A 22,397-nucleotide genomic window follows, 5' to 3' on the forward strand; every position below is an offset into this window, starting at 1 on the left:
CCGGAAGGTCTTGACCGGTAGGCTTTCCGTGTGATCTTCAAGCGCATCGGAAACGGCCGGCCGTACCCCGACCACGGCCGGGAAAGCACCCGGCAGTGGGCGGACGTCGCGCCGCGCCCGGTCCGCCTCGATCAGCTCGTGACGACCAAGGGCCAGCTGGACCTGGAGACCCTCCTCGCCGAGGACTCCACCTTCTACGGCGACCTCTTCGCTCACGTCGTCAAGTGGCAGGGCGATCTGTACCTGGAGGACGGCCTGCACCGTGCCGTCCGGGCCGCGCTCCAGCAGCGCCAGGTGCTGCACGCACGCGTCCTTGAACTGGACTAATGGCCACGGCTTGACCCCAATGGGTTGAACTGAACGCCGAGCAATGATCATTTAGTAGGCATCGAGGCCTCGGCGCACTACGCTGCGCCCATGAGCATGCTTACTCCCCCTGGCATGGGTGGCCAGTACCGGATCACGGGGGACAAGTACCCGCGGATGCGCCGACCCCGTGGACGTCGCAGGCTCGCGTTCCTGGTCGTCGCCTCCGTCACCGCACTCGGGCTGATCGGGTGGGGAACCCTGCAGCTCATCGACGTCTTCACCGGCGGTGGCGGCAAGGCCGCCGCGGGTGCCAAGGCCGACTGCGCTTCGAAGGTCACGCCCTCGGCGAAAGCCGCCGCGGCGGCCGCCGAGCTCGCGGTCACCCTGCCCAAGCCTGGCCAGATCACCGTGAACGTCCTCAACGCGACAGCCCGCGGCGGGCTCGCCAAGGAGACGGCCGACGAGCTGAAGAAACGCGGCTTCAAGATCGGCGACGTGGGCAACGCGACGGCCGCGTACGACAAGAAGGTCGCGGGCGCCGGGATACTGCTCGGCGCCAAGACGGCCGACCGGGCCGCGCTCCCCGTCCTCAACACCCAGCTGTCCGGCGCCGAGCTGAAGACCGACGGCCGGACGAAGGCCACGACGGTCGACCTCATCATCGGCACCAAGTTCAAGGCGCTGACGAAGAAGGAGGACGCCGACAAGGCGCTGACCGTCCTGACTCAGCCCCGTCCGACGCCCTCCGCCTCGAAGAAGAGCTGCTGACCCCGCGGTCGCTCCGGAGTCGCGTGGAGCGACCCCGGGGCGACTAGAGCCCGGAGCAGCGGTTACTCGGCGGCCCCGTACATCCGGTCCCCGGCGTCGCCGAGGCCCGGCACGATGTAACCGTGCTCGTTCAGGCGCTCGTCCACCGAGGCCGTGACGACGGTGACCGGCGTGCCCGCCAGCTCGCGCTCCATGACCTCGACGCCCTCCGGGGCGGCGAGGAGGACCACGGCGGTGACGTCGTCGGCGCCACGCTTGATCAGCTCCTGGATCGCGGCGACGAGCGTGCCACCGGTGGCCAGCATCGGGTCGAGCACGTACACCTGACGGCCGGAGAGGTCGTCGGGCATGCGGGTGGCGTACGTGGAGGCCTCGAGCGTCTCCTCGTCGCGCACCATGCCCAGGAAGCCCACCTCGGCGGTCGGCAGCAGCCGGACCATTCCGTCGAGCATGCCGAGGCCCGCGCGCAGGATCGGCACGACGAGGGGGCGCGGGTAGGAGAGCTTGACGCCCGTGGTCGGGGAGACCGGGGTCACGACGTCGACCTGCTCCGTGCGCACGTCGCGGGTGGCCTCGTAGGCGAGCAGGGTGACCAGCTCGTCGGCGAGCCGCCGGAAGGTCGCGGAGTCGGTGCGCCGGTCGCGCAGGGTGGTGAGCTTATGGGCGACCAAGGGGTGGTCGACGACGTGGAGACGCATGTCCACAACAGTAGCCGGGCCACCGCTCCCCGCCACTGCCCCGCCCGACCGGGTGCCGGTGGCCGACGTCACCCGTCCGCTGGCATCAAACCGCCCATCAGGGGGAAGGTGGGAGGGACGGACCTGGGGTGGTGTGCCAATGCGGAACCCGGAAGAGGAGTTCTCCGAGCAGCCGGAGAGCGAGGCCGAGCGCAGGAGGCGGCGGGCCCAGTTCCTGCGGGACCTCGCCGAGGCCCGCGAGCTGCGCGACCGGGTCCAGCCGCGCCGCGCCAAGACGGCCCGCCTGCGTCACGCCATGCGGATGCGCACCTTCCGCTGGTAGTCGGCCCACGTCCGCCGGCACATGTCCGCCGGTAGCCCGCCCAGGGTCCACCCCGCCGGGACCGCCCGGTGATCCCTCACTCGTGGCCACGCGGTGCTCGATCCCATCGCGGCGACCCCGGCGGACGACACGCTTGCGGCTGTCCACGGCGCTCCCGCGACACGCCCGCACCACCCTCGCCGCCACGCCCCCGGCGGAGTCCGCCACCCGGCCGCACGTGGAGGCGGGACGCGCCCGCACCTCGGTCGATGGCACGCCCGTGGGAACCGCTCGCCCGACCGCCGTGGAGCCGGGGCGCCGCACGGCCCACGAGGTTCGCGCGGGCGGCCGTGTCGTGCCGCGAGGTGACTACGCGGCGCGGGCAGCCGCGTACGATCCGCTGATAGCGATCAAAAGAGGCAGACACAGCAGGCCGAAGACGTACCCCTGAGCGCCCTGTTTCTGCCACGATTCCGAGTGGGCAGGGTCGGAGCAGCACTCCCCGCCCACAGCCTCCGCCGGGGGGAACCCCAACCGGCACACCTATGACCAGTGGGAGAGTCACGGTGTACTTCGCCGCACTGCTCGCGCGCACCGAAGACGGGTGGGAAGCGAGCGATACAGAGCTCGACGATGTGGAAACCCTGTCGGATCTGACCGACCTGGCCCGTGAAGTCTCGGACGAGGACACGGTGCTCGTACTCATCGAGCAGGAGGACGCGTGGTTCGGCGTCGTCCGCGTGGACGGCGAGGAGGACCCTCGTATCTACGTCTCGGACGCCGCCTCGGCCGCCCGCAGCTCGTACGGCGAGATCCTGCTCACCGACGAACTGCTAGGACGGGAGCCGGGCGACAACGACGCCGACCTGGACTCCCTCGACCTGGACGGCACGGAGGACGGTGAACCCGGTGACTCCGACGACGAGGAGGAGGAACAGGGAAGCGTGTCCGGCGACGCCGTGTCGCACAGCCCCGTCGGGGACCGCTACATCCTCGCGGACCTCGGGGTGAGCGAGAAGGAACTGCTGGCCCTGGACGAAGGCGAGGCGCTCAACACGATCGCCGAAGCCCTGGGAGCGGCAGAGGTCCTGGAGATGGTGCGCTAGGCCCCCCCGAGAGATGGACCCTCGCCTTCGTACCGGTCGGCCCGGCCCTGTGCCGGCCGCCCGGCTCCCCACCGGTGGACCGGCCCGCACGTCCGCGGGTCGGCCTGCCGTGTCGGTGAGCACCTGCCCGATGCCGGCGGGTCGGCCCACACCCTGTGGAACGAGCCCCTCACCGGTGGACCTCGTAGGTACGGGGCGGGCGCAGGTCCTGGTCTCAGGCAGGGGCATCGAGCCCGCCACCAGGACCCGGTCCCCCTGCCTCTGGACGAACTCCCACGCCGATGAGCCATGCCCACGTGCAGCCGTGCGGCGGGCCCCGTCCATGCGGCTCCCGTCCATGCGGCTCCCGGCCGTCGGCTCCGGCCGCGTTCCGCTAGGTTCCCCTGGTGAGCACCCCGCACCAGGCACCCCGGCCGCCCGATCCCGTACGCGACCGGTGGCGGGCGCCGATGCTGCTCGCTCTGGACGAGGCGCGGCTGGCCGTTCGGGGCGGGGACGTTCCCGTCGGCGCCGTCGTGCTGGCCCCGGACGGGACGACCGTGCTCGCCGCCGGGCACAACGAACGCGAACTCACCGGCGACCCGACGGCCCACGCCGAGGTCCTCGCGCTGCGCAGGGCCGCCGCAGGGCTCGGTGAATGGCGGCTGACCGGCTGCACCCTCGTCGTCACCCTGGAGCCGTGCACGATGTGCGCGGGGGCGCTCGTGCAGTCCCGTGTCGAGCGGGTGGTCTACGGCGCCCGCGACGAGAAGGCGGGCGCGACCGGCTCCGTCTGGGACGTCGTCCGCGACCGGCGGCTCAACCACCGGCCCGAGGTGATCGAAGGCGTCCTCGCCGAGGAGTCCGCGGCGCTGCTCACCTCCTTCTTCCGCGACCGCTGACCGGGCTCCGGGGCGGGGCGCGGTGTCCGCACGGCCGGGTCCCACGCCGGAGCCCGTAGCGCCGAAACGGATTTCAGACCACGGCCCACCTTGAGGTAGGGTCTCCCTCGGTAGCGTGTCCGAGCGGCCGAAGGAGCTCGCCTCGAAAGCGAGTGTGGCGCAAGTCACCGAGGGTTCAAATCCCTCCGCTACCGCACTTGGAAGAGGCGTCCGGTTCATCGAACCGGGCGCCTCTTCGGCGTTGCCGACCCGGGCCGCTCCTGGGTGTCCGCGTCCCGGCCAGGCCTCTTCGCTCTTCGTGAGCCCCCGGAGCCTTCCGGCGAGTTCCTCGGCGAACGGCGTATCAGTCGCGGAAGACCTGGGTGAAGTGTTCCTGGGCGACGATCCTGGGACGGGGCATGCAACCGTCCGCGTCCTCCACGGCGAGGACCAGCGCGAAGGGCTCGGAGGTGCCGACGCGGCGGTTGATCTCTCTGGCGCAGACCGGCGGGAAGACGGGCCGGGGCGGCCGGCGGGCGCCGGTCCGAGAAGACCGCGACCGTGTCCGGAGGCCGGTCAGCAAGGACGTGCGGCCCGCCTCGGGAGCCCCGGCGCCGCTCAGCCGCCGGGGCTCCCGCGCACCCGCACAGGTTCTCCGCTCCCCGCAGAGGACGGGGGAGACGGAGTCATCGGGGGACTACCGCCTCCCCCGAGGGGAAGGACCCTCAAGTCCACACCGCGGTCTCGGGGGGAAGTCCGCGGCGAGGACCCCGCAGTGTGGGTCCTTCGAGCCTCGTGGACCGTTGCCGATTCCGCCGGGGCTCCCTTCCATCGTGCGCCTAGGGAGCACCCTGCGGACCCGGCAAAGGGCCTCGACCTGCGGGCCATTGGTCCTTAAAGGCGGCGTGAAGTTACACTCACCGCCGGCAACAGGGGACCCACCGGGCGCAGCAGTCACAGGGGAGGCCGCGATGGCGGTGAACGGGAAGAAAATCGCCATCTACGCACTCGTGGTCTTCGTGCTCTACGTGATCATCACAGATCCGGAAACGGCCGCCGACTACGTCCAGATAGGGTTCGAGGGCATATCCAGCGCCGCCCAGGCGATCGGCGACTTCATGAGCTGGATCGCCGACGGAGCCCAGAACTGAGACGCGGCACCGAAGGCCGCCCGGCCCGGTCGCGCACCACCCCGCCCGCACGGCACGGTACGGTCCCGCACGACGGAGTCCCGATCCGCGCGGGCCGCTCGGTACGGACCGATCTGTCGGCTCCGCCCGGCAGGCGTTCCGCGCGCCCGCCACCGAGCGGGCGGGACCGACCAGGACGCGCCCGGACACGGCGCGACCGAGCAGCGAACCGCACCACCAGGGAGTCCCCGTGATCCGCCATCTGGTCCTCTTCAAGCTCGACGACGGAGTCCGGCGCGACGAGCCGCGCGTCGTCGAGGGCGTCGCCGCCTTCCGCGCGCTCGGCGGGCAGATCCCCGAACTGCGCTTCTGGGAATGCGACTGGAACATCACCGACCGGCCCGTCGCGTACGACTTCGCGATCAACTCGGCGGTCGACGACACCGACGCCCTCCAGCGCTATCTGGAGCACCCGGCCCACCAGGCCGGCGTCGCGCTCTGGCGGGAGTTCGCCACCTGGGTGATCGCCGATTACCCGTTCTGACCGTTCTTGATCGCACTCCTTTCCGGAGCCCCTGCCCGCAACCGGTCAGGGGTTTTCGCCGTCCTACGCCCCAACTCGCCTCCCGCCCACCTCCAACACGGCGTTATGCGGTGCTTGCACACAGTGCACATGTCTTGTGATGCTATGACCGCTTTTGACGGATGAGTTGACGGATACGTTGACGGATCGTTGGCGAATGAAGAGGTGGCGTTGACCGTGTCGGCCAGTACTGCGCCGCCCCAGGAGGAAGTCCCGGTCACGGACCGGGCCCCGGCCCTCCCGCCCGCCCCGCCCACGGACCGGGCCCCGGCGCAGACCACGGCCCCGAACGCCTCCCCCAGCGCCCCGAGCGCCCCGACGAGCCCCACGATCACTCCGACGCCCGGTATCGCGCCCAGCGCCGCCCCAGACCCCTTGCAGGACCCGGCCACCCCCGGCCCCTTGTCCGCCCCGGCGTCGGGGGCGGACAAGGGGCCGGGCCCGACGACGGAACCGGCGACGGACCCCGCGCCCGGCACCGCGCCGATCCAGGAGGTCACGCCGGAGCGCCGCCGGGGCGCCGACACCCGGGCGCTGACGCAACTGCTCTTCGGCGAGCTGAAGACGCTGGAACCGGGCACCACCGCGCACAACCGGGTCCGCGGCGCCCTCATCGAGGCGAACCTTCCGCTCGTCCGGTACGCGGCGGCCCGCTTCCGCTCCCGCAACGAGCCGATGGAGGACGTGGTCCAGGTCGGCACCATCGGCCTGATCAACGCCATCGACCGCTTCGACCCGGAGCGGGGCGTGCAGTTCCCGACCTTCGCGATGCCGACGGTCGTCGGAGAGATCAAGCGGTACTTCCGCGACAACGTCCGCACCGTGCACGTACCGCGCCGGCTGCACGAGCTGTGGGTGCAGGTGAACAGCGCGACGGAGGACCTGACGACCGCCTTCGGACGCTCGCCCACCACCGCCGAGATCGCCGAACGGCTGCGCATCTCCGAGGACGAGGTGCTCTCCTGCATCGAGGCGGGGCGGTCGTACCACGCCACCTCGCTCGAAGCGGCCCAAGAGGGTGACGGACTGCCGGGTCTGCTCGACCGGCTCGGCTACGAGGACCCCGCGCTCGACGGGGTCGAACACCGCGACCTCGTCCGGCATCTGCTCGTACAGCTGCCCGAGCGCGAACAGCGGATCCTGCTGCTGCGCTACTACAGCAATCTGACCCAGTCACAGATCAGCGCGGAACTGGGAGTGTCCCAGATGCACGTGTCAAGGCTCCTCGCCCGCAGCTTCGCGCGCCTTCGATCCGCAAACAGGATCGAGGCGTAACCGAAAAGAGCGAATCGCTCAAGGTCTCTTTTTCTGGCGGTTCAGAGGTGAAACTCCGTCAGACCCCCTTTTTCCAGGGCCGATTCACCCTCCCCGTGTCGACATGTCACTACATCGCGTTGCTGACATGTGACATTCTTCCGGAAGCGCGTTTGCCGCGGCCTCGCCTCCGGTATTCAGGTGGAGGCTGCGTTCCTCCGACGGGAGCGATTGCCGCGACCGTCCGCGACCCAAAGGGGGTGGCATGTCCGCAGATCAGGGCAGCTCGAAGGTGCTCACGCTCACAAAGGGCGACGCAGTGCCCGAGGCGCACGCCGCGCTTCACGATGTCCCTGCCGTCAAGGCCCCGGAAGCCGTTCCGGCACCCGAGTCCTCCGGCGCCATCGACACCCGGACCCTGTCCCGCTCCCTCTTCCTGCGGCTCGCCGCACTCGCCGAGAACAGCCCGGAGCGCGGCTACGTCCGGGACACCCTCATCGAGCTCAACCTCCCGCTCGTCCGGTACGCGGCGGCCCGCTTCCGCTCCCGCAACGAGCCGATGGAGGACATCGTCCAGGTCGGCACGATCGGCCTGATCAAGGCGATCGACCGCTTCGACTGCGAACGCGGCGTCGAGTTCCCGACCTTCGCGATGCCGACCGTGGTCGGAGAGATCAAGCGGTTCTTCCGCGACACGTCCTGGTCGGTCCGCGTCCCGCGCCGCCTCCAGGAGCTGCGTCTCGCCCTCACCAAGGCCAGTGACGAGCTCTCGCAGAAGCTCGACCGCTCGCCGACGGTCGCCGAACTCGCCGCGGTGCTGGGGGTGTCCGAGGAGGACGTGGTCGACGGCCTCGCCGTCGGCAACGCGTACACGGCGTCGTCGCTCGACTCGCCCGCCCCGGAGGACGACGGCGGCGAGGGCTCCCTCGCGGACCGCCTCGGCTACGAGGACACCGCCCTGGAGGGCGTGGAGTACCGCGAGTCGCTCAAGCCGCTGCTCGCCAAGCTGCCGCCCCGCGAACGCCGGATCATCATGCTCCGCTTCTTCGCGAACATGACCCAGTCACAGATCGGCGAGGAGGTCGGCATCTCGCAGATGCACGTCTCCCGCCTCCTCACCCGCACCCTGGCCCAGCTGCGGGAAGGACTCATCTCCGACTGACCGCCCCACGCGGGGTTCATAATTGACGACTCGTCAGTCACACTGGCGCGATGCGTCACGAGTCGATACGCGGCCGCCGAGGCGCCCTGGTGGGGGCCTCGGCGGCCGCGTTGTGTCTGGGCGGAACGCTGGCCGCGTGCGGGAGCGGCGGAGGCGACGGCGGCCATGTCGCGGTCGGGGCCGCGGGCGGCTCCCCGCCGGCGTCGGGGGCCGCGGTGGCGCCTTCGGGCGAGGTGTCCCTGGTGCCCCTGCGCGGCGCGTCGACCGAAGGTCCCGACGCCTCGGGGGAGAAGGGGGGTTCCGGCTCCGCAACGGCGTCGTCCGGTGACCGGGACTCGGCCCCGGCCGACGGTCCCGGTGGTCCGGGAGGCACGGCGGCCGATCAAGGCGGACCGGGGGCCGGGGGCAGCGGCCCGGGAGGCTCGGGGAGCGGCACCGGCGGCGGGTCGTCAGCGTCGTCCGGCGGCGGGTCCTCTTCGTCCTCCGGTGGCGACTCCGGCCGTACGGGCGGGAGTTCGGGACATCCGTCCACGCCGTCCGCGCCCGCGCCGACGACGAGCGCCGGACCCGCCGTGCTCGCGGTGAGCGACGTCTCGCGCACGGCCGCCGATCGGCGCTGGTGCGAGAAGGTGACCGTCTCCTTCCGCAACACCGGTGGTACGGCGGCGCGTTCGGGCACGGTGACGTTCGGGACGCACATCATCGGGGCGCTCGGGATCGACTGGGCGACCATCGGGTCGACCGAGGCCCTTCCCGCACCGATCGCCGCCGGCACGGGGAAGGACGGCACCTGGACGGTGTGCGTCGACGCGTGGCGGGTGCCGTTGGGCATGCACATCGAGACGCGGGACGTCTCCGTGCGGTGGAAGTAGGCCGCGGCTCCACTGTGGCGACACGGCCCACCCGGTCACATGAGCGCGAGCCACGCCACCGCGACGACGACCGCGACGGCGACGACGACGCCGACGATCAGTCCGACGCGGGGACCCGCGGGAGCGACCGCCTGCTGCTGCCGGCCCTGGGGGGCCTCATCGACGAACGCACGGAACATCTGGGTGCTGCCCGCGGGGTCGTAGTTGCCCTCGGGGCCCTGGGTGTTTGCCATAGGCCAGGACACTAGCGAATGCGCGGGGGCTGCCCAAGTGCCGGGTTCCCCCTTCACACCGCCCGCGACGCCTTTTCGCCCCGCCTCCCCACCTTTGCCCTCGCTCCGCCGCCTCCTGCCGTTCCGGCGCCCCGGCGAGCGCCGGAACGGGTCCGCCACCCCCTCCCACGTGCGCGTTTACGTTCGCCAATGCTTGCCTTTGCCAAGTTTTTAGACCTGAAGCCCCTCCATTCGTTTGCCTGCAGCAACCAACTTCTTTTATGGTTGCCCTAAGCAACGAATACGGGAGGTGTGATGGCCGAGCAGGCGCAGTACGAGGAACTGGCCCGTCGGCTCAGCGCCATCGGTGCCGTGAAGCGGGACATGGGACGCATCCTGCCGTCCGACTGCCCCGCGGGTTCCGCCGCCGTCCTCACCCTCCTCGGCCGGTACGGCGAGATGCGGATGAGCAGGCTCGCCGAGCTGCTCTCCGTGGACATGTCGGTGACCAGCCGCCATGTCGCGCATGTCGCCGTCCGGGGCTGGATAGAACGGTTCCCCGACCCGGCCGACAGACGCTCGCGCATCCTGCGCCTCACCGACGACGGCCGGGAGCAGCTCGACGAGCTCTCGCTGCGCACGTCGCGGCTGCTCGCCGACCGACTGAGCCACTGGTCCGACCACGAGGTCGGACTGCTCATCGAGCTGATGGGCCGGCTGCGCGAGAGCTTCGGCGACTGCCGCTCCCCGCACCGGACGCCCGCGCACCCTCCCCCGTACGCGACAGACGTCTCGGAACCGACCACCCGTACACCCGCGTAAGTACGTAAGAAAAGGAAGCCCATGGCAACCACCACACCAGCCGGTGTGCGGGGCTCACACGCCAAGCACGGAGGCGCCGCCGACGGCGCCCCGATGACGCACCGGCAGATCATGGAGGCCCTCTCCGGGCTGCTGCTCGGCATGTTCGTCGCGATCCTGTCGTCGACGATCGTCTCCAACGCGCTCCCCCGCATCATCGGAGACCTGGGCGGCGGCCAGTCCGCCTACACCTGGGTCGTCACCGCCGCGCTGCTCTCGATGACCGCGACCACGCCCCTGTGGGGCAAGCTGTCCGACCTGTACAGCAAGAAGGCGCTCGTCCAGATAGCGCTCGTCATCTACGTGCTGGGATCGGCCGCCGCCGGTCTCTCGCAGAACGCCGGCATGCTGATCGCCTGCCGTGTCGTGCAGGGCGTCGGCGTCGGCGGTCTGTCCGCCCTCGCACAGATCGTGATGGCCGCGATGATCTCCCCGCGTGAGCGCGGGCGCTACTCCGGTTACCTGGGCGCGACGTTCGCCGTCGCAACCGTCGGCGGCCCGCTGCTCGGCGGTGTCATCACCGACACCAGCTGGCTCGGCTGGCGCTGGTGCTTCTACGTCGGTGTGCCGTTCGCGATCATCGCGCTGATCGTGCTGCAGAAGACCCTGCACCTGCCCGTCGTGAAGCGGGAGGTGAAGGTCGACTGGGCCGGCGCGTTCTTCATCTCCGCCGCGGTCTCGCTGCTGCTCCTGTGGGTCACCTTCGCGGGTGACAAGTACGACTGGGTCTCGTGGCAGACGTACACGATGATCGGTGGAGCGGTCGTCCTCGGCCTGCTCTTCGTCCTGGTCGAGTCCCGGGCGAGCGAGCCGATCATCCCGTTGCGGCTGTTCCGCAACCGGACCATCACCCTCTCCTCCCTCGCCTCGCTCTTCGTCGGCGTCGCGATGTTCACCGGCACGGTCTTCTTCAGCCAGTACTTCCAGCTGGCACGGGACAAGTCCCCGACCATGTCGGGCGTCATGACGATCCCGATGATCGCCGGCCTCTTCGTCTCGTCGACGGTCTCCGGCCAGATCATCACCAAGACCGGACGCTGGAAGTACTGGCTGGTCGCCGGCGGCTTCCTGGTCACCGCAGGTCTCGGCCTCCTCGGCACGATCCGCTACGACACGGCCTACTGGCACATCGCGCTCTTCATGGCGCTGCTGGGCCTCGGCATCGGCATGATGATGCAGAACCTGGTGCTCTCCACGCAGAACCAGGTGGCGCCCTCCGACCTGGGTGCCGCGAGCTCCACGGTGACGTTCTTCCGTTCCCTCGGCGGTGCGATCGGCGTCTCCGCGCTCGGCGCGGTCATGGCCACCCGGATCACCGACTACGTCAAGGACGGACTGACCGACCTCGGTCCCAAGTACGCCTCCCTGGCGTCCGGTTCGGACTCCAGCTCCAGCATCCCGGACATGGACGCGCTGCCCGCGCCGCTGCGCACCGTGATGGAGAGCGCGTACGGCCACGGCATCGCGGACGTCTTCCTGATCGCCGCCGGCATGGCACTGATCGCCTTCCTCATCGTGCTGTTCATCAAGGAGGTCCCGCTGCGGACGTCCGGCGCGATGGCCCAGGCCGCCACGGAGAAGTCCGGCGGGTCCGGCACCGAGGCACCCGCCGTCGGGACCACGGTCGCCGAGGCGCCGCTCGCCGAGGCCGCGGGGGCTCCGGCCGCCGCCGAACAGGTCCCCACACCGTCCGTCGCCGCCCCGGCGGCCGAGGCGGGCGAGCCGGACACCGAGGGCACCCGGCGCCTCGGCGCCGTGGCCACCGCGACCCGGGAGGGCGCCCCGCAGCCCGCGTCGGCCGGCATCCCGGTGCGCGGCCAGGTCCGCGGCGCCGAGAGCACGCCCGTACCGCAGGCCGCGGTCACGCTGATCTCCCTGGCCGGACGCCAGCTCGGCCGCTCGGTCACCCAGGCCGACGGGTCCTACGCGGTGGACGCGCCCGGTGTGGGCTCCTACGTCCTGATCGCGTCCGCCGACGGCTTCCAGCCGCAGGCCTCGACGATCGTCGTGAACGAGGAGCCGCTCGCCCACGACATCCTGCTGAGCGGCACGAGCGGGCTGAGCGGTGTCGTCCGGACCGCCGAGGGCGCAGCGCCGGTCGAGGACGCGATGGTCATCGTGACCGACGTCCGCGGTGACGTGCTGGCCACCGGGACCACCGGTGAGCAGGGCGAGTTCGCCTTCGCCGAGCTGGTGCCCGGCACGGTGACGGTCGCGGTGAACGCCGCCGGTCACCGGCCGCGCGCGCTGCCCGTGGAGGTCGGCGGCGCCGGGGTGACCCGGGTCGAGGTCGCCCTCGAGTCGGGCGCCCGGGTCCAGGGTGTCGTACGGGCGCCGCACGGCCCCCTGTCGGACGCCCGCGTGACGCTCGTGGACGCGGCCGGCAACGTGGTCGGCACGGCCAGGACCGGCGGCGACGGGGCGTACGCCTTCACCGACCTGGACGGCGGCGAGTACACCGTCATCGCGACCGGCTACCCGCCGGTGGCGACGGCGCTGACCGTCGCCGGCCGTGGCGTGGACGGCCACGACGTCGAACTCGCCCACCCCGGCGAGTAGTCCGAGCCCCGGCCCGTGGGGATGCGCGCGCTCTGAGCGGAGGTGCGCCCCCCACGGGCCGGTTTTCATCGCTTCGTCGCAAGGAGTACTGCACATGGGACTGACCGCGAGGATCCGTACGCGGGACGGCTGGGCCGTGTCGCACGCGGTCGTCACGATGACCGACGCGACCGGCGCGCAGGTGCTGCGGGCCGAGGCGGACACCGACGGGGCCGTGCGCGACACCGCGGCGCTCGCGCCCGGCGCGTACACGGTGATCGTGACCGCGGTCGGGTACGCGCCCGCCGCGGCCGGAGCGATCGTGACGGCGGCCGGCCACGCCGAGGTCGGTCCGGTGACCCTGGCCCGCCGGGGCGGCACCGAGCTGCCCCCGCCGGGAGCCTGGACCATCGACCCGGCGCACTCCTCCGTCGGCGTGGTCGCCCGGCACCTGGGCATCTCCAGCGTGCACGGCCGCTTCACGGACTTCGCGGGCCGGATCGAGATCGCCCCGGACGACGTGACGAAGTCACGTGTCGAGGCGTCGATCCCGGCCGCCTCCATCGACACCGGCAACGCCGCGCGCGACACCCACCTGAGGTCGCCGGACTTCCTGGACGTCGAGAGGTACCCGCGGATCACCTACCGCTCGACGGGCCTGACACCGGCCGGCACCGACCGCTGGACCGTGCACGGCGAACTCGCCCTGCACGGCGTCGTGCGTCCCGTCGACCTCGACCTCGCCCACCTCGGCACCGGAGCCGACCCCTGGGGCGGGACCCGTGCAGCGTTCCGCGCGACGGCCGTGCTCCAGCGCGAGGACTTCGCGATGCACTACAACCAGATCGTCCAGGCCGGCATATCCGCCATCGGTACGACCCTGAAGGTGGAGCTGGACGTCCAGGCGGTGCGGGGGGAGACGCTGCCGGCCGCGTGAGCGCGCGCACCCCGATCCGCGCGCTCCGTTTCCCCTTGCCGCCCCCTGCCGGCCCTCCGGCGTCCACGGCCCTCCGGCCCGCCCGCCCTACCGATCGGAACGGACCGGTGCCGCACGTGCCGGAACGGCCCGCGGGCGGCACCGGCACGTGCGGCCTAGGCTGATCGCATGGCACCCCACATCGCGACGAACACCTCTGTCTCCCTGGACGAGTTGCTGGACTTCGTGCGCCCCCGGCACCGGGCCGTCCTGCTCACCCGCCGTGCCGACGGAGGCCCCCAAGGGTCACCGCTGACCTGCGGTGTCGACGACTCGGGCCGCATCGTCGTCTCGACGTACCCCGAGCGGGCCAAGACGCGTAACGCCAAGCGGGACGAACGGGTCGGCCTCATCGTCCTCAGCGACGAGTGGAACGGCCCCTGGGTCCAGATCGACGGCACGGCCGAGGTCCTCGACTCGCCCGACTCCGTCGAGCCCCTCGTCGAGTACTACCGGAACATCGCCGGTGAGCACCCCGACTGGGACGAGTACCGGGCCGCCATGCGCAAGCAGGCCAAGTCGATCATCCGTGTGACCCCCACCCGCTGGGGGCCGGTGTCCACCGGCGGCTTCCCGGCCCATCTGGCCCCCCAGGACTAGCCGGGCCGGCCCGACACCAACCTTCTTCCGCCCCCGCCGCCCCGCACCCGGGGCTCCGCGTCGGTACATCACCAGCCCGTCGCCCCCCACGCCCACACCTCACCCGACGGCGACGGCGACGGCAACGGGCGGATGTACCGACACGGCCCCGACTCACCACCGGCCCCGAGCCGAACAGCGATCGCCGGCGCGAGCGCGACCTCAGCCCCGCGCCACCATCGCCTCGATCCCCGCGATCAGGGTCTCCAGGGCGAAGGTGAAGTCCCGTTCCCGCATCTCCGACACGGTGTCGCCGGCCCGTGCCTCCAAGAGATCCGCCGCGCTCTCGAAGCTCGCCGCGAGCGCCGGCTGTTCGCTGATCGTGCTCATGGCCTGGCGGAAGTACTCGTCCTGCGTCATCCCCGCCGAGGCGCACCGCTGCACGAAGTGACCCTCGATCGTCCCGAACCCGTACACGAACTGGAACACCGCCGACATCGCCCCCATCTGCCCGTGCGGCGGAAGCCCGGTGTGCCGGACCACCTCCTGCACACGCAACGAGAACGCCATGGAATGCGGGCCGATGTTCAGGAAGTTGCCGATGAGCGGCGACACCCACGGGTGGCGCACCAGCAGCGCCCGGTACCCGACGGCCAGCGTCCGCAACTGCTCCCGCCAGCCCTCCCCCGACTCGGCGTCCGGCAGGGCCAGTTCACCGAACACGGCGTCGAGCGCGAGTTCCAGCAGGTCGTCCTTGGTGTCGACGTACCAGTACACGGACATCGCCGTGACGTTCAGCTCCGCCGCGAGGCGCCGCATGGAGAACTTCGCCAGGCCCTCCGCGTCCAGCAGCAGCACCGTGGCCCCGGTGATCCGCTCCCGGTCGAGACCGGACGGCTGGCCGGTGCCCCGGGCCGCCCCGCCCCGGGCGGCCTTGCCCTCCAGCCAGACACTGGTCCGCGCCGGCCGCTCGGCCCTGTCGGCTGCCTTCGCCATGGCGCACCTTCCTCGGAGATCGGACGACGGACAACGGACAACGGAACGGGCCGGTACGCGTCCGGTTCCCCTCCCTCACGATGCTAAGCGGGGCCCCGTACCGCGACGCCCGCCGGATTTCCGCCGGATTTCCGCCCGACGCTCACGCGGAGACCGCCGCCGCGGAGTCCGCCCTCTCCGCCCGCCGCGGCGGCGAGGAGTCCGCCGAGGAGCACCGCGACGGCGCCCACCAGTCGGCTGGTCTCCAGCCCGGAGGAGAACGCGTCGGTGATCCGTCCCCGCTCCCGCGCCGACCCGGCGGAGGCCGGCGCCGGTGGCAGCGGGCCCGCCGCCACCGGTATCAGCACCGCGCCGAGCACCGCGACCCCCAGGCCGTTCCCGAACTCGGCGAGCGTGCCGTTGATCCCGGCGCCCACTCCCGCCTTCTCCCGCGGGATGGCGCTCATGATCGCGTGCGCCATGGCGGACGGGCCACGGCGCACCCCGCGCCGATGAGCACCAGCCCGGCCGGCGTCCCGGCGTACCCCCGTGCGGCGAGTGTCGCGATCGACACGAGCCCCGCCGACATCAGCGTCCTCCCGAGCCCTGTGGACACGGGGTCCCGAGGCGCGCGGTCCCCTTGGCGGACAGGCCGGTGAAGTTCAGGACGACGACCGACAGCGCGAGCAGCGCCGTACGCAGCCCCGCCTCCAACGGCCCGTGCCCGAGCACGAACCGGAGGTGCTGCGTGAGCAGGAACAGCGCGCCGCCCATCCCGAACGTCGCTCCGGGCCCACCCGTCCCGCGGAACCTGCGGAAGACCGCCGGTCAGCCGCCGTTCGTCGGCTGCGTCAGGTCGTAGAACGTGGCCGAACCCACCGTCACCTTCTTGAAGTTGGCCGTGACCCACGAGCTGATCTGCGAGGAGGCCGAGGTCGTGCCGGAGGTTCCGCCGCCACCCGTCCCGCCGCCGGAGATGAAGTAGTGGATCTCGCCGTCGCCCACGTACTTCTTGAACTGGGCCGGCGTCGGGGACGGGTCGGTGCCGTTGAAGCCGCCGATCGCCATCACCGGCTTCCCGGTGGCCAGTTGGTAGCTCGCGGAGTTCTGCGAGCCGATGGCCGCCGCGGCCCAGGTGTAGTCCCCGGCGTTCTCCGACAGCAGCTTCCCGGCCGCGGAGCTGACGCTCGCGCCGTTCAGCAGACCGCCGGCGCCTCCGCCGCCGCCCATGCCGCCCATGCCCGTACCGCCACCGGGCAGGCCGCCCTGCTGGTTCGGTCCCTGGGCGTTGCCGTTCCCGTTGCCCTGCTGGTTCTGGCCGGGAAAACCACCGGTACCGCCCGTCGGAGGCTGTCCCGTGCCGCCACCCGGCTGCCCGTTCCGCGGAGCGCCGTTGCCGTTCTGCTGGTTCTGGCCGCCACCGGGGAAACCGCCCCGCATGCCGCCACCGCCTCCGCCGGGCCCGCCGCCCATGCCCGACCCGGACGGACCCGCCGTCACGATGGACCCGGTGTGCCCGGTGCTCACCGTCGAGAGCGTGTACGCCGTCGGACCCGCGACCGCCGCCACGAAGCTCAGCGCGACCGCCGCGAGTGCCGCCCTGCGACCGAGCCGGCCCGCGAAGACCAGGCCGAGCGCGCCGGCCAGACCGCCGACGAGGACGAGCCACTTGAGCCACGGCAGATAGTCGGAGGTGCGGTTGAGCAGGACGTATCCCCAGACCGCGGACGCGGTGACCGCGCCGGCGAGGGTGAGCGACGTCCACACCCTGCCCCGCTCCTCCCACAGCACCGTCACGCCCATGCCGACCACGGCGGCGATGTAGGGGGCCAGGGCCACCGTGTAGTACTGGTGGAAGATGCCGGCCATGTAGCTGAAGACCAGCGCGGTCATCAGCAGCGCTCCGCCCCAGGCGAGGAAGGAGGCACGGGCCAGGTCGGTCCGCTTCGCCTTCCGGGTGAGGACGACGCCGGCCACCAGCAGGATCAGGGCCGCCGGGAGCAGCCAGGAGATCTGGCCGCCGATCTCGGAGTTGAACATCCGGTCCCAGCCGGTCTCGCCCCACATCCCGGTGCCACCACCGCCCCCGCCACCCCCGACACTGCCGGTCTCGTCGCCGTTGATGCGGCCGAGGCCGTTGTAACCGAAGGTCAGCTCCAGGAAGGAGTTGTTCTGCGAGCCGCCGATGTACGGGCGGGAGGACGCGGGCCACAGTTCGACGATCGCGACCCACCAGCCGCCCGCGACGACCATCGCGGCCGCCGAGAGGCCCAGCTGCGCGAACCGCTTCCGCACCTTCACGGGGGCGCAGACCGCGTACAGCACGGCCAGCGGCGGCAGGATCAGGAAGGCCTGGAGCGTCTTGGCGAGGAAGGCGAAGCCGACGGCGGCGCCCGCCCACAGCAGCCACTTCGTCCGGCCGTCCTCCAGGCCGCGGATCACGCAGTAGACCGTGACGGTCATGAGCAGTGCGAGCATCGCGTCCGGGTTGTTGAACCGGAACATCAGGGCGGCGACGGGGGTGAGCGCGAACACCGCGCCCGCGATCAGTCCGGCCGCCGGGCCGAACCGGCGGCGCACGGCCGCGTACAGGACGCCCACCGTGGCCACGCCCATCAGCACCTCGGGGACGAGGATCGCCCAGGAGTTGAGGCCGAAGATCCGTACCGCCAGGGCCATCGGCCACAGCGAGGCCGGGGGCTTGTCGACGGTGATGGCGTCGGCCGAGTCGAGCGAGCCGAAGAAGAAGGCCTTCCAGCTCTGGCTGCCGGCCTGCACGGCCGCGGAGTAGAAGGAGTTGGCGTACCCGGAGGCGCTCAGGTCGTACAGGTACAGCACCGCGGTGGCGAGCAGCAGGCCGAGGAGGGCGGGGCGCGCCCAGCGCGGGTCCTCGGGCCGGCCTCTCCAGACCCGTCGGAGGAGGGGCCGCCCGGTCTCACCGGCCCCGGGAACGGCCACCGGGGCGGCGGGCTCCGCGGGGAGCGTCGGGGCGGGCGGTCCCCAGCCGGGACCGGAACCCGGGGCATGAGGGGCTCCGACCGTGGAGCCGGCGCCGCCGGCGGAACGCGCACCCCCCGGAAGGCTCACGTTCGTATCGGGGCTCGTATCGGGGCTCGCCTCGGTGCCCGTATCAGGGCTCGTGTCCGGCCGGGTCGTCATCGCGGGTTCCTCGGGTCGTGGTCGTGATCGTGCGGGCGCACCGCCTGCAACTGCATGGTCGAGTCCCCCCAGGCGCGGTCCGCGGCCTCACCGGCGCGGAACGGGGCCGTGTCGTACCGGGCCGTGTCGTACGGGGCCGGGGGCGTCGGCGGGCGCTGCGGCAGCGGCGCGTACGCGTCCTGTCCGTGCCGTGCGGCGCTCGCGTAGGCCGGCGAGGACGGCGGCCGGTGCGAGGCCACCACGGGCGACGGCGGCCCGCCCTGTCCGTCGGGGAAGACCCAGGCGCGGAAGAGCAGGAAGCGCAGCACGGTCGCCGCGAGGTTGGCGGCGACGAGCACCGCCAGTTCGGTGGAGTGCGCGGGTTCGCTCGTCGCCGCGTTCAGGGCGGCGAGGGAGCCGCTGGTCAGGGCGAGTCCGATGCCGAAGACGACCAGACCCTGCGCCTGGTGCCGGACGGCGCCGCTCCGGCCGCGTACGCCGAAGGTCAGCCGGCGGTTGGCGGCCGTGTTGGCGACGGCCGACACGAGCAGCGCGAGCGCGTTGGCGACCTGCGATCCGGAGAAGGAGCGGAAGCCGCTGTAGAGCAGCAGGTAGAAGAGCGTGGACAGGCCGCCCACGACGCAGAAGCCGACGAGCTGGCGGGCCAGCCCCTTGGGCACGTCGGTCAGTTCACGATCGCGCGGGTCGTCCCCGAAGGGCCGGGCGAGCCGGTCGAGCGACAGCGAACCGGTGGCCAGCGCACGCCCCACCCGCCACACGCCCTTGAGGTCGTCGGTCGCCGTCCTCACGATGTGGACGGTCGAGTCCGGGTCGTCGACCCAGTCGACCGGTACCTCGTGGATGCGCAGCCCGGCCCGCTCGGCCAGCACCAGCATCTCGGTGTCGAAGAACCAGCCGGTGTCCTCGATCAGCGGCAGCAGCACCTGGGCGACGTCGCGGCGGATCGCCTTGAAGCCGCACTGCGCGTCCGAGAAGCGGGCCTGGAGCGACCCGCGCAGGATCAGGTTGTACGTGCGGCTGATGAACTCCCGCCTGGCGCCCCGCACCACACGCGAGGAGCGGGACAGCCGTGAGCCGATCGCGAGGTCCGAGTGACCGGAGATCAGCGGGGCCACCAGCGGCAGCAGCGCGTTCAGGTCGGTGGACAGGTCCACGTCCATGTACGCGAGGACCGGCGCGTCGGACGCCGACCACACGGTCCGCAGCGCCCGGCCGCGGCCCTTCTGCTCCAGCCGGAAGGACGTGACCTCCGGAATCCGGGCCGCCAGCCGCGCGGCCACCTGGGGGGTGGTGTCCGTCGACGCGTTGTCCGCCACCGTGATGCGGAACGCGTACGGGAACGTGCGCTCGAGGTGCTCGTGCAGTCTGAGCACACATGGCTGGAGGTCCTTCTCCTCGTTGTAGACGGGGATCACTACGTCCAGGACAGGCGTACCGGCGTCTGTGGCCGGGAGGTGCTCCCGCGCCGGCAGATCGCCGGGAGAAGAGTCGGTTCGCATGGGAACGACTCTCGTCAGACCCCCTGTCGCACCCATGTGGTGGCGCTGTGCTGTGCCTGTGAGTGCGATGACCACGAGGTTTCGGGGGCGAGCGCGGGCAGGTGCAGCGTGAACACGGTCCTGCCCGGCACGCTGTCCACGGTCACCGCGCCCCCGTGCGCGGCCGCGACGGCCTGCACGATGGCGAGCCCGAGACCGGTCGAGCCGGAGGACCGGGAACGCGACGAGTCACCTCGCGCGAACCGCTCGAACACCCGGGGCAACAGATCCGCGGGAATGCCGGGCCCGTCGTCCTGGACGTCCACGCACAGCCACGGCCCGTGCCGGTGCACCCGTGCGGTGACCGTCGTCCCGGGCGGTGTGTGGGTGCGGGCGTTCGCGAAGAGGTTGACCATGACCTGTTGCAGGCGCGCGGCGTCCGCCGACACCAGAGCGGGCTCCTCGGGCAGTTCGAGCCGCCAGTTGTGGGCCCGCCCGGCGGCCCGCGCGTCGCTGACCGCGTCGATCACCAGGGGGACGAGGTCGGTCTGCTCGTACTGCAACGGCCGCCCGGCGTCGAGGCGCGCGAGCAGCAGCAGGTCCTCCACGAGCAGGGTCATCCGCCCGGCCTCGGACTCGATCCGCCCGAGCGCGTGCCGGGTGTCGGGACCGGTCTCCTCCCGGCCGCGCCGGGTCAGTTCGGCGTAGCCGCGGATGGACGCCAGCGGGGTGCGCAGCTCATGACTGGCGTCCGCGACGAACTGCCGTACGCGCGTCTCGCTCTGCTGCCGCGCGTGCAGCGCGCCGTGGACGTGGTCGAGCATGCGGTTGAGCGCCGCCCCGACCTGCCCGACCTCGGTGTGCGGATCGGACTCGGACTCCGGGACCCGCTCGTAGAGCGTGACCTCGCCGGTGTGCAGGGGGAGTTCGGAGACACGGGTGGCGGTGGCGGCGACCTTGCGCAGGGGGCGCAGGGCGAGCGTCACGATGGCGGCGCCCGCGAGGGAGGCCGCCACGAGACCGGCGGCGGTGACGCTGATCTCGACGTAGACCAACGTGGTGAGGGTGTTGGTGACCTCGGCGGTCGGCAGCGCCACGTAGAACTTGCCGTTCCCGCCCTCCGTGTACCGCACGAGGTACTCGCCCCTGCCGGGGATGTCCACGGTGTGCGGGCTGTCGTCCTTGGCGACGGAGGCCAGGGCGGCCAGCTGGCTGTCCTTGAGCTTGACGGTGACGGGTTGCGGGACCCCGTTGGAGTCCTTCTTCCCGACACTGACGATGCCCTCGGTGACCTCGCCGTTCTTCACGATCGCGCCGATGGCGCCCATGGGCTGCCCCCGGGTGACGAACTCCAGGGGATCCTTGTCCAGGGAGTCCTTGCCGTTGCCGCCCGTGTTCGGGGGCGGCAGGTTCCCGGCGCCCTTCGGGCCGCCCATCGGGCCGCCCCCGGCGCGCATCGCCGCCTCTTTGACGTTGTCGCCCAGCTGGTCGTACAGGTGGTTGCTCAACGCGATCGTGGTCACCGTGCCGATCACCGCGCACACCACGGCGATCAGCGCGACGGACGCGACGACGAGCCGCGTCCGCAGGGTCCGCGGCTGTCCCGCCCGTCTCTTCTGCGTACGCGTCCGTCGCCGTCCGCTCATGACACGGCGGGCTTGATCAGATATCCGGCCCCACGCCGGGTGTGGATCATCGGCTCGCGCCCGGCGTCGATCTTGCGACGCAGGTACGAGATGTAGAGCTCGACCACATTGGCCTGCCCGCCGAAGTCGTACGACCACACGCGGTCGAGTATCTGGGCCTTGCTCAGCACCCGGCGCGGATTGCGCATGAGGAAGCGCAGCAGCTCGAACTCGGTCGCGGTCAGGTGGATGTTGTCGCCGCCCCGCGACACCTCGTGGCTGTCCTCGTCCAGGGTGAGGTCGCCGACGAGGAGCACGGACTCGGACCGCCGGTCGGCGGCGCCCGAACGCCTGATGAGACCGCGCAGCCGGGCGACGACCTCCTCCAGGCTGAACGGCTTGGTGACGTAGTCGTCGCCGCCGGCGGTGAGCCCCGCGATCCGGTCCTCGACGGCGTCCTTCGCCGTCAGGAACAGGACCGGGACGTCGGGCAGCTCGCGGCGGAGCCGGCCGAGCACCGTCAGCCCGTCCATGTCCGGCAGCATCATGTCGAGGACGACGGCGTCGGGCCGGAACTCGCGCGCGGTCTGCACCGCGCCCGTCCCGTCACCCGCGCTGCGGATCTGCCAGCCCTCGTAGCGAAGGGCCATGGACAGCAGCTCGGTGATCGACAGCTCGTCGTCCACCACAAGCACCCTGACGGGGCTCCCGTCCGGCCTCAGCAGTTCGGTGCGCCCCTGGGGCGAGGTCGTGGTCATAGCGGACACCTTGGTGGGCGCCGCTGAGAGCATCCTTTCGGCAACCTGTGATTTTCCTGAGAAACACACAGGTACCTCTCAGGAAACTCCTGGGAGGCCCACGCGGTTCCCGCGCGAGGAGCCGAGCCGGCGCCCGGCCCCGGTCTCAGCTCCCCTCCCCGCCAAGGCTCCCGCTTCCTCACCGCCCCGGCAC

22 protein-coding genes, 1 tRNA gene and 1 pseudogene are annotated in these 22,397 nt (G+C 71.7%); 15 read left to right on the forward strand and 9 right to left on the reverse strand.

Annotated elements, in window-relative coordinates:
• The first annotated feature begins 30 nt into the window (after window positions 1-30).
• Both ACFYW7_RS11275 and ACFYW7_RS11280 read left to right on the forward strand, forming a co-directional pair.
• Entirely contained in the window at window positions 31-327 is a 297-nt protein-coding gene (locus ACFYW7_RS11275; protein ID WP_003999914.1) for a type II toxin-antitoxin system VapB family antitoxin, read from the forward strand.
• A gap of 114 nt (window positions 328-441) precedes the next feature.
• Window positions 442-1,077, forward strand: a complete 636-nt coding sequence (locus tag ACFYW7_RS11280) for a LytR C-terminal domain-containing protein (protein WP_389501612.1) — start codon at window positions 442-444, stop codon at window positions 1,075-1,077.
• Between the two features lie 62 nt (window positions 1,078-1,139).
• On the opposite strand, the gene upp is transcribed toward ACFYW7_RS11280, so the two are convergent.
• Window positions 1,140-1,775: a uracil phosphoribosyltransferase gene (gene upp, locus ACFYW7_RS11285; RefSeq protein WP_389500559.1), complete on the reverse strand. Its 636-nt coding sequence runs from the start codon at window positions 1,773-1,775 to the stop codon at window positions 1,140-1,142.
• A gap of 139 nt (window positions 1,776-1,914) precedes the next feature.
• Here upp and ACFYW7_RS11290 point away from each other — a divergent pair, with 139 nt between their 5' ends.
• The 4 genes from ACFYW7_RS11290 (at window position 1,915) to ACFYW7_RS11305 (ending at window position 4,257) form a co-directional block, all read left to right on the forward strand.
• Complete coding sequence (locus ACFYW7_RS11290) at window positions 1,915-2,097, forward strand: hypothetical protein (RefSeq protein ID WP_389500561.1); 183 nt, start codon at window positions 1,915-1,917, stop codon at window positions 2,095-2,097.
• Between the two features lie 545 nt (window positions 2,098-2,642).
• Window positions 2,643-3,182 (forward strand): hypothetical protein, encoded by a 540-nt coding sequence (locus tag ACFYW7_RS11295; RefSeq protein ID WP_389501614.1) that lies wholly within the window; start codon window positions 2,643-2,645, stop codon window positions 3,180-3,182.
• Between the two features lie 449 nt (window positions 3,183-3,631).
• Complete coding sequence (gene tadA, locus ACFYW7_RS11300) at window positions 3,632-4,063, forward strand: tRNA adenosine(34) deaminase TadA (protein WP_389501615.1); 432 nt, start codon at window positions 3,632-3,634, stop codon at window positions 4,061-4,063.
• Between the two features lie 109 nt (window positions 4,064-4,172).
• Window positions 4,173-4,257, forward strand: a tRNA-Ser gene (locus tag ACFYW7_RS11305).
• 149 nt (window positions 4,258-4,406) lie between these two features.
• Here ACFYW7_RS11305 and ACFYW7_RS11310 read toward each other — a convergent pair.
• On the reverse strand, window positions 4,407-4,625 hold the full coding sequence (locus tag ACFYW7_RS11310; RefSeq protein ID WP_389500563.1) for a hypothetical protein: 219 nt from the start codon (window positions 4,623-4,625) through the stop codon (window positions 4,407-4,409).
• A gap of 388 nt (window positions 4,626-5,013) precedes the next feature.
• On the opposite strand from ACFYW7_RS11310, the gene ACFYW7_RS11315 reads away from it, so the two are divergent.
• The 5 genes from ACFYW7_RS11315 (at window position 5,014) to ACFYW7_RS11335 (ending at window position 9,043) form a co-directional block, all read left to right on the forward strand.
• Entirely contained in the window at window positions 5,014-5,193 is a 180-nt protein-coding gene (locus ACFYW7_RS11315) for a hypothetical protein (protein WP_389500565.1), read from the forward strand.
• Window positions 5,194-5,422: 229 nt separating this feature from the next.
• Entirely contained in the window at window positions 5,423-5,716 is a 294-nt protein-coding gene (locus ACFYW7_RS11320) for a Dabb family protein (protein WP_389500567.1), read from the forward strand.
• 387 nt (window positions 5,717-6,103) lie between these two features.
• A complete protein-coding gene (locus tag ACFYW7_RS11325; protein ID WP_389501617.1) occupies window positions 6,104-7,030 on the forward strand; it encodes an RNA polymerase sigma factor SigF in 927 nt (308 codons plus the stop codon).
• A gap of 244 nt (window positions 7,031-7,274) precedes the next feature.
• Window positions 7,275-8,171, forward strand: coding sequence for an RNA polymerase sigma factor SigF (locus ACFYW7_RS11330; protein ID WP_389500570.1), 897 nt, complete (start codon window positions 7,275-7,277; stop codon window positions 8,169-8,171).
• A gap of 50 nt (window positions 8,172-8,221) precedes the next feature.
• On the forward strand, window positions 8,222-9,043 hold the full coding sequence (locus ACFYW7_RS11335; protein ID WP_389500573.1) for a hypothetical protein: 822 nt from the start codon (window positions 8,222-8,224) through the stop codon (window positions 9,041-9,043).
• 35 nt (window positions 9,044-9,078) lie between these two features.
• On the opposite strand, the gene ACFYW7_RS11340 is transcribed toward ACFYW7_RS11335, so the two are convergent.
• Window positions 9,079-9,276 (reverse strand): hypothetical protein, encoded by a 198-nt coding sequence (locus tag ACFYW7_RS11340; protein ID WP_389500575.1) that lies wholly within the window; start codon window positions 9,274-9,276, stop codon window positions 9,079-9,081.
• Between the two features lie 294 nt (window positions 9,277-9,570).
• Here ACFYW7_RS11340 and ACFYW7_RS11345 point away from each other — a divergent pair, with 294 nt between their 5' ends.
• From ACFYW7_RS11345 to ACFYW7_RS11360, 4 genes are all read left to right on the forward strand, one after another.
• Window positions 9,571-10,077, forward strand: coding sequence for a MarR family winged helix-turn-helix transcriptional regulator (locus ACFYW7_RS11345; RefSeq protein WP_389500577.1), 507 nt, complete (start codon window positions 9,571-9,573; stop codon window positions 10,075-10,077).
• A 21-nt stretch (window positions 10,078-10,098) separates the two neighbouring features.
• The gene (locus ACFYW7_RS11350) at window positions 10,099-12,675 is read left to right on the forward strand and encodes an MFS transporter (RefSeq protein WP_389500579.1); all 2,577 of its coding nucleotides are present in this window, start codon (window positions 10,099-10,101) and stop codon (window positions 12,673-12,675) included.
• A 94-nt stretch (window positions 12,676-12,769) separates the two neighbouring features.
• Complete coding sequence (locus ACFYW7_RS11355) at window positions 12,770-13,591, forward strand: YceI family protein (RefSeq protein WP_389500581.1); 822 nt, start codon at window positions 12,770-12,772, stop codon at window positions 13,589-13,591.
• Window positions 13,592-13,759: 168 nt separating this feature from the next.
• Window positions 13,760-14,230, forward strand: coding sequence for a PPOX class F420-dependent oxidoreductase (locus ACFYW7_RS11360; RefSeq protein ID WP_389500583.1), 471 nt, complete (start codon window positions 13,760-13,762; stop codon window positions 14,228-14,230).
• 201 nt (window positions 14,231-14,431) lie between these two features.
• On the opposite strand, the gene ACFYW7_RS11365 is transcribed toward ACFYW7_RS11360, so the two are convergent.
• The 6 genes and pseudogenes from ACFYW7_RS11365 to ACFYW7_RS11390 form a co-directional block, all read right to left on the reverse strand.
• Window positions 14,432-15,205, reverse strand: a complete 774-nt coding sequence (locus tag ACFYW7_RS11365; RefSeq protein WP_389500585.1) for a TetR/AcrR family transcriptional regulator — start codon at window positions 15,203-15,205, stop codon at window positions 14,432-14,434.
• Window positions 15,206-15,288: 83 nt separating this feature from the next.
• Window positions 15,289-16,000: pseudogene (locus ACFYW7_RS11370) on the reverse strand (MFS transporter); the annotation flags it as partial.
• A 12-nt stretch (window positions 16,001-16,012) separates the two neighbouring features.
• Window positions 16,013-18,343 (reverse strand): glycosyltransferase family 39 protein, encoded by a 2,331-nt coding sequence (locus ACFYW7_RS11375; protein ID WP_389500587.1) that lies wholly within the window; start codon window positions 18,341-18,343, stop codon window positions 16,013-16,015.
• Window positions 18,340-19,842 carry a glycosyltransferase gene (locus ACFYW7_RS11380; protein ID WP_389500589.1) on the reverse strand — a complete coding sequence of 501 codons (1,503 nt, stop codon included), beginning with the start codon at window positions 19,840-19,842 and terminating at the stop codon, window positions 18,340-18,342. The genes ACFYW7_RS11375 and ACFYW7_RS11380 overlap by 4 nt, the downstream gene beginning before the upstream one ends.
• A 14-nt stretch (window positions 19,843-19,856) precedes the next feature.
• On the reverse strand, window positions 19,857-21,467 hold the full coding sequence (locus tag ACFYW7_RS11385) for a sensor histidine kinase (protein WP_389500591.1): 1,611 nt from the start codon (window positions 21,465-21,467) through the stop codon (window positions 19,857-19,859).
• Complete coding sequence (locus ACFYW7_RS11390) at window positions 21,464-22,204, reverse strand: response regulator transcription factor (protein WP_389500593.1); 741 nt, start codon at window positions 22,202-22,204, stop codon at window positions 21,464-21,466. The genes ACFYW7_RS11385 and ACFYW7_RS11390 overlap by 4 nt, the downstream gene beginning before the upstream one ends.
• Window positions 22,205-22,397 lie beyond the last annotated feature (193 nt).

This window comes from Streptomyces sp. NPDC002580 (genome assembly GCF_042889485.1).
In the GTDB taxonomy this organism is placed as follows: Bacteria; Actinomycetota; Actinomycetes; order Streptomycetales; family Streptomycetaceae; genus Streptomyces.

Bases quoted from the DNA above. Each gene is read 5' to 3' on its own strand.
- ACFYW7_RS11375 (WP_389500587.1), bottom strand. From the start codon at position 18,343: ATGACGACCCGGCCGGACACGAGCCCTGATACGGGCACCGAGGCGAGC.
- ACFYW7_RS11380 (WP_389500589.1), bottom strand. From the start codon at position 19,842: ATGCGAACCGACTCTTCTCCCGGCGATCTGCCGGCGCGGGAGCACCTC.
- ACFYW7_RS11280 (WP_389501612.1), top strand. From the start codon at position 442: ATGGGTGGCCAGTACCGGATCACGGGGGACAAGTACCCGCGGATGCGC.
- ACFYW7_RS11350 (WP_389500579.1), top strand. From the start codon at position 10,099: ATGGCAACCACCACACCAGCCGGTGTGCGGGGCTCACACGCCAAGCAC.
- ACFYW7_RS11355 (WP_389500581.1), top strand. From the start codon at position 12,770: ATGGGACTGACCGCGAGGATCCGTACGCGGGACGGCTGGGCCGTGTCG.
- ACFYW7_RS11335 (WP_389500573.1), top strand. From the start codon at position 8,222: ATGCGTCACGAGTCGATACGCGGCCGCCGAGGCGCCCTGGTGGGGGCC.
- ACFYW7_RS11390 (WP_389500593.1), bottom strand. From the start codon at position 22,204: ATGACCACGACCTCGCCCCAGGGGCGCACCGAACTGCTGAGGCCGGAC.
- ACFYW7_RS11360 (WP_389500583.1), top strand. From the start codon at position 13,760: ATGGCACCCCACATCGCGACGAACACCTCTGTCTCCCTGGACGAGTTG.
- ACFYW7_RS11340 (WP_389500575.1), bottom strand. From the start codon at position 9,276: ATGGCAAACACCCAGGGCCCCGAGGGCAACTACGACCCCGCGGGCAGC.
- ACFYW7_RS11315 (WP_389500565.1), top strand. From the start codon at position 5,014: ATGGCGGTGAACGGGAAGAAAATCGCCATCTACGCACTCGTGGTCTTC.
- ACFYW7_RS11290 (WP_389500561.1), top strand. From the start codon at position 1,915: ATGCGGAACCCGGAAGAGGAGTTCTCCGAGCAGCCGGAGAGCGAGGCC.
- ACFYW7_RS11385 (WP_389500591.1), bottom strand. From the start codon at position 21,467: ATGAGCGGACGGCGACGGACGCGTACGCAGAAGAGACGGGCGGGACAG.
- upp (WP_389500559.1), bottom strand. From the start codon at position 1,775: ATGCGTCTCCACGTCGTCGACCACCCCTTGGTCGCCCATAAGCTCACC.
- ACFYW7_RS11345 (WP_389500577.1), top strand. From the start codon at position 9,571: ATGGCCGAGCAGGCGCAGTACGAGGAACTGGCCCGTCGGCTCAGCGCC.
- ACFYW7_RS11330 (WP_389500570.1), top strand. From the start codon at position 7,275: ATGTCCGCAGATCAGGGCAGCTCGAAGGTGCTCACGCTCACAAAGGGC.
- tadA (WP_389501615.1), top strand. From the start codon at position 3,632: ATGCTGCTCGCTCTGGACGAGGCGCGGCTGGCCGTTCGGGGCGGGGAC.
- ACFYW7_RS11365 (WP_389500585.1), bottom strand. From the start codon at position 15,205: ATGGCGAAGGCAGCCGACAGGGCCGAGCGGCCGGCGCGGACCAGTGTC.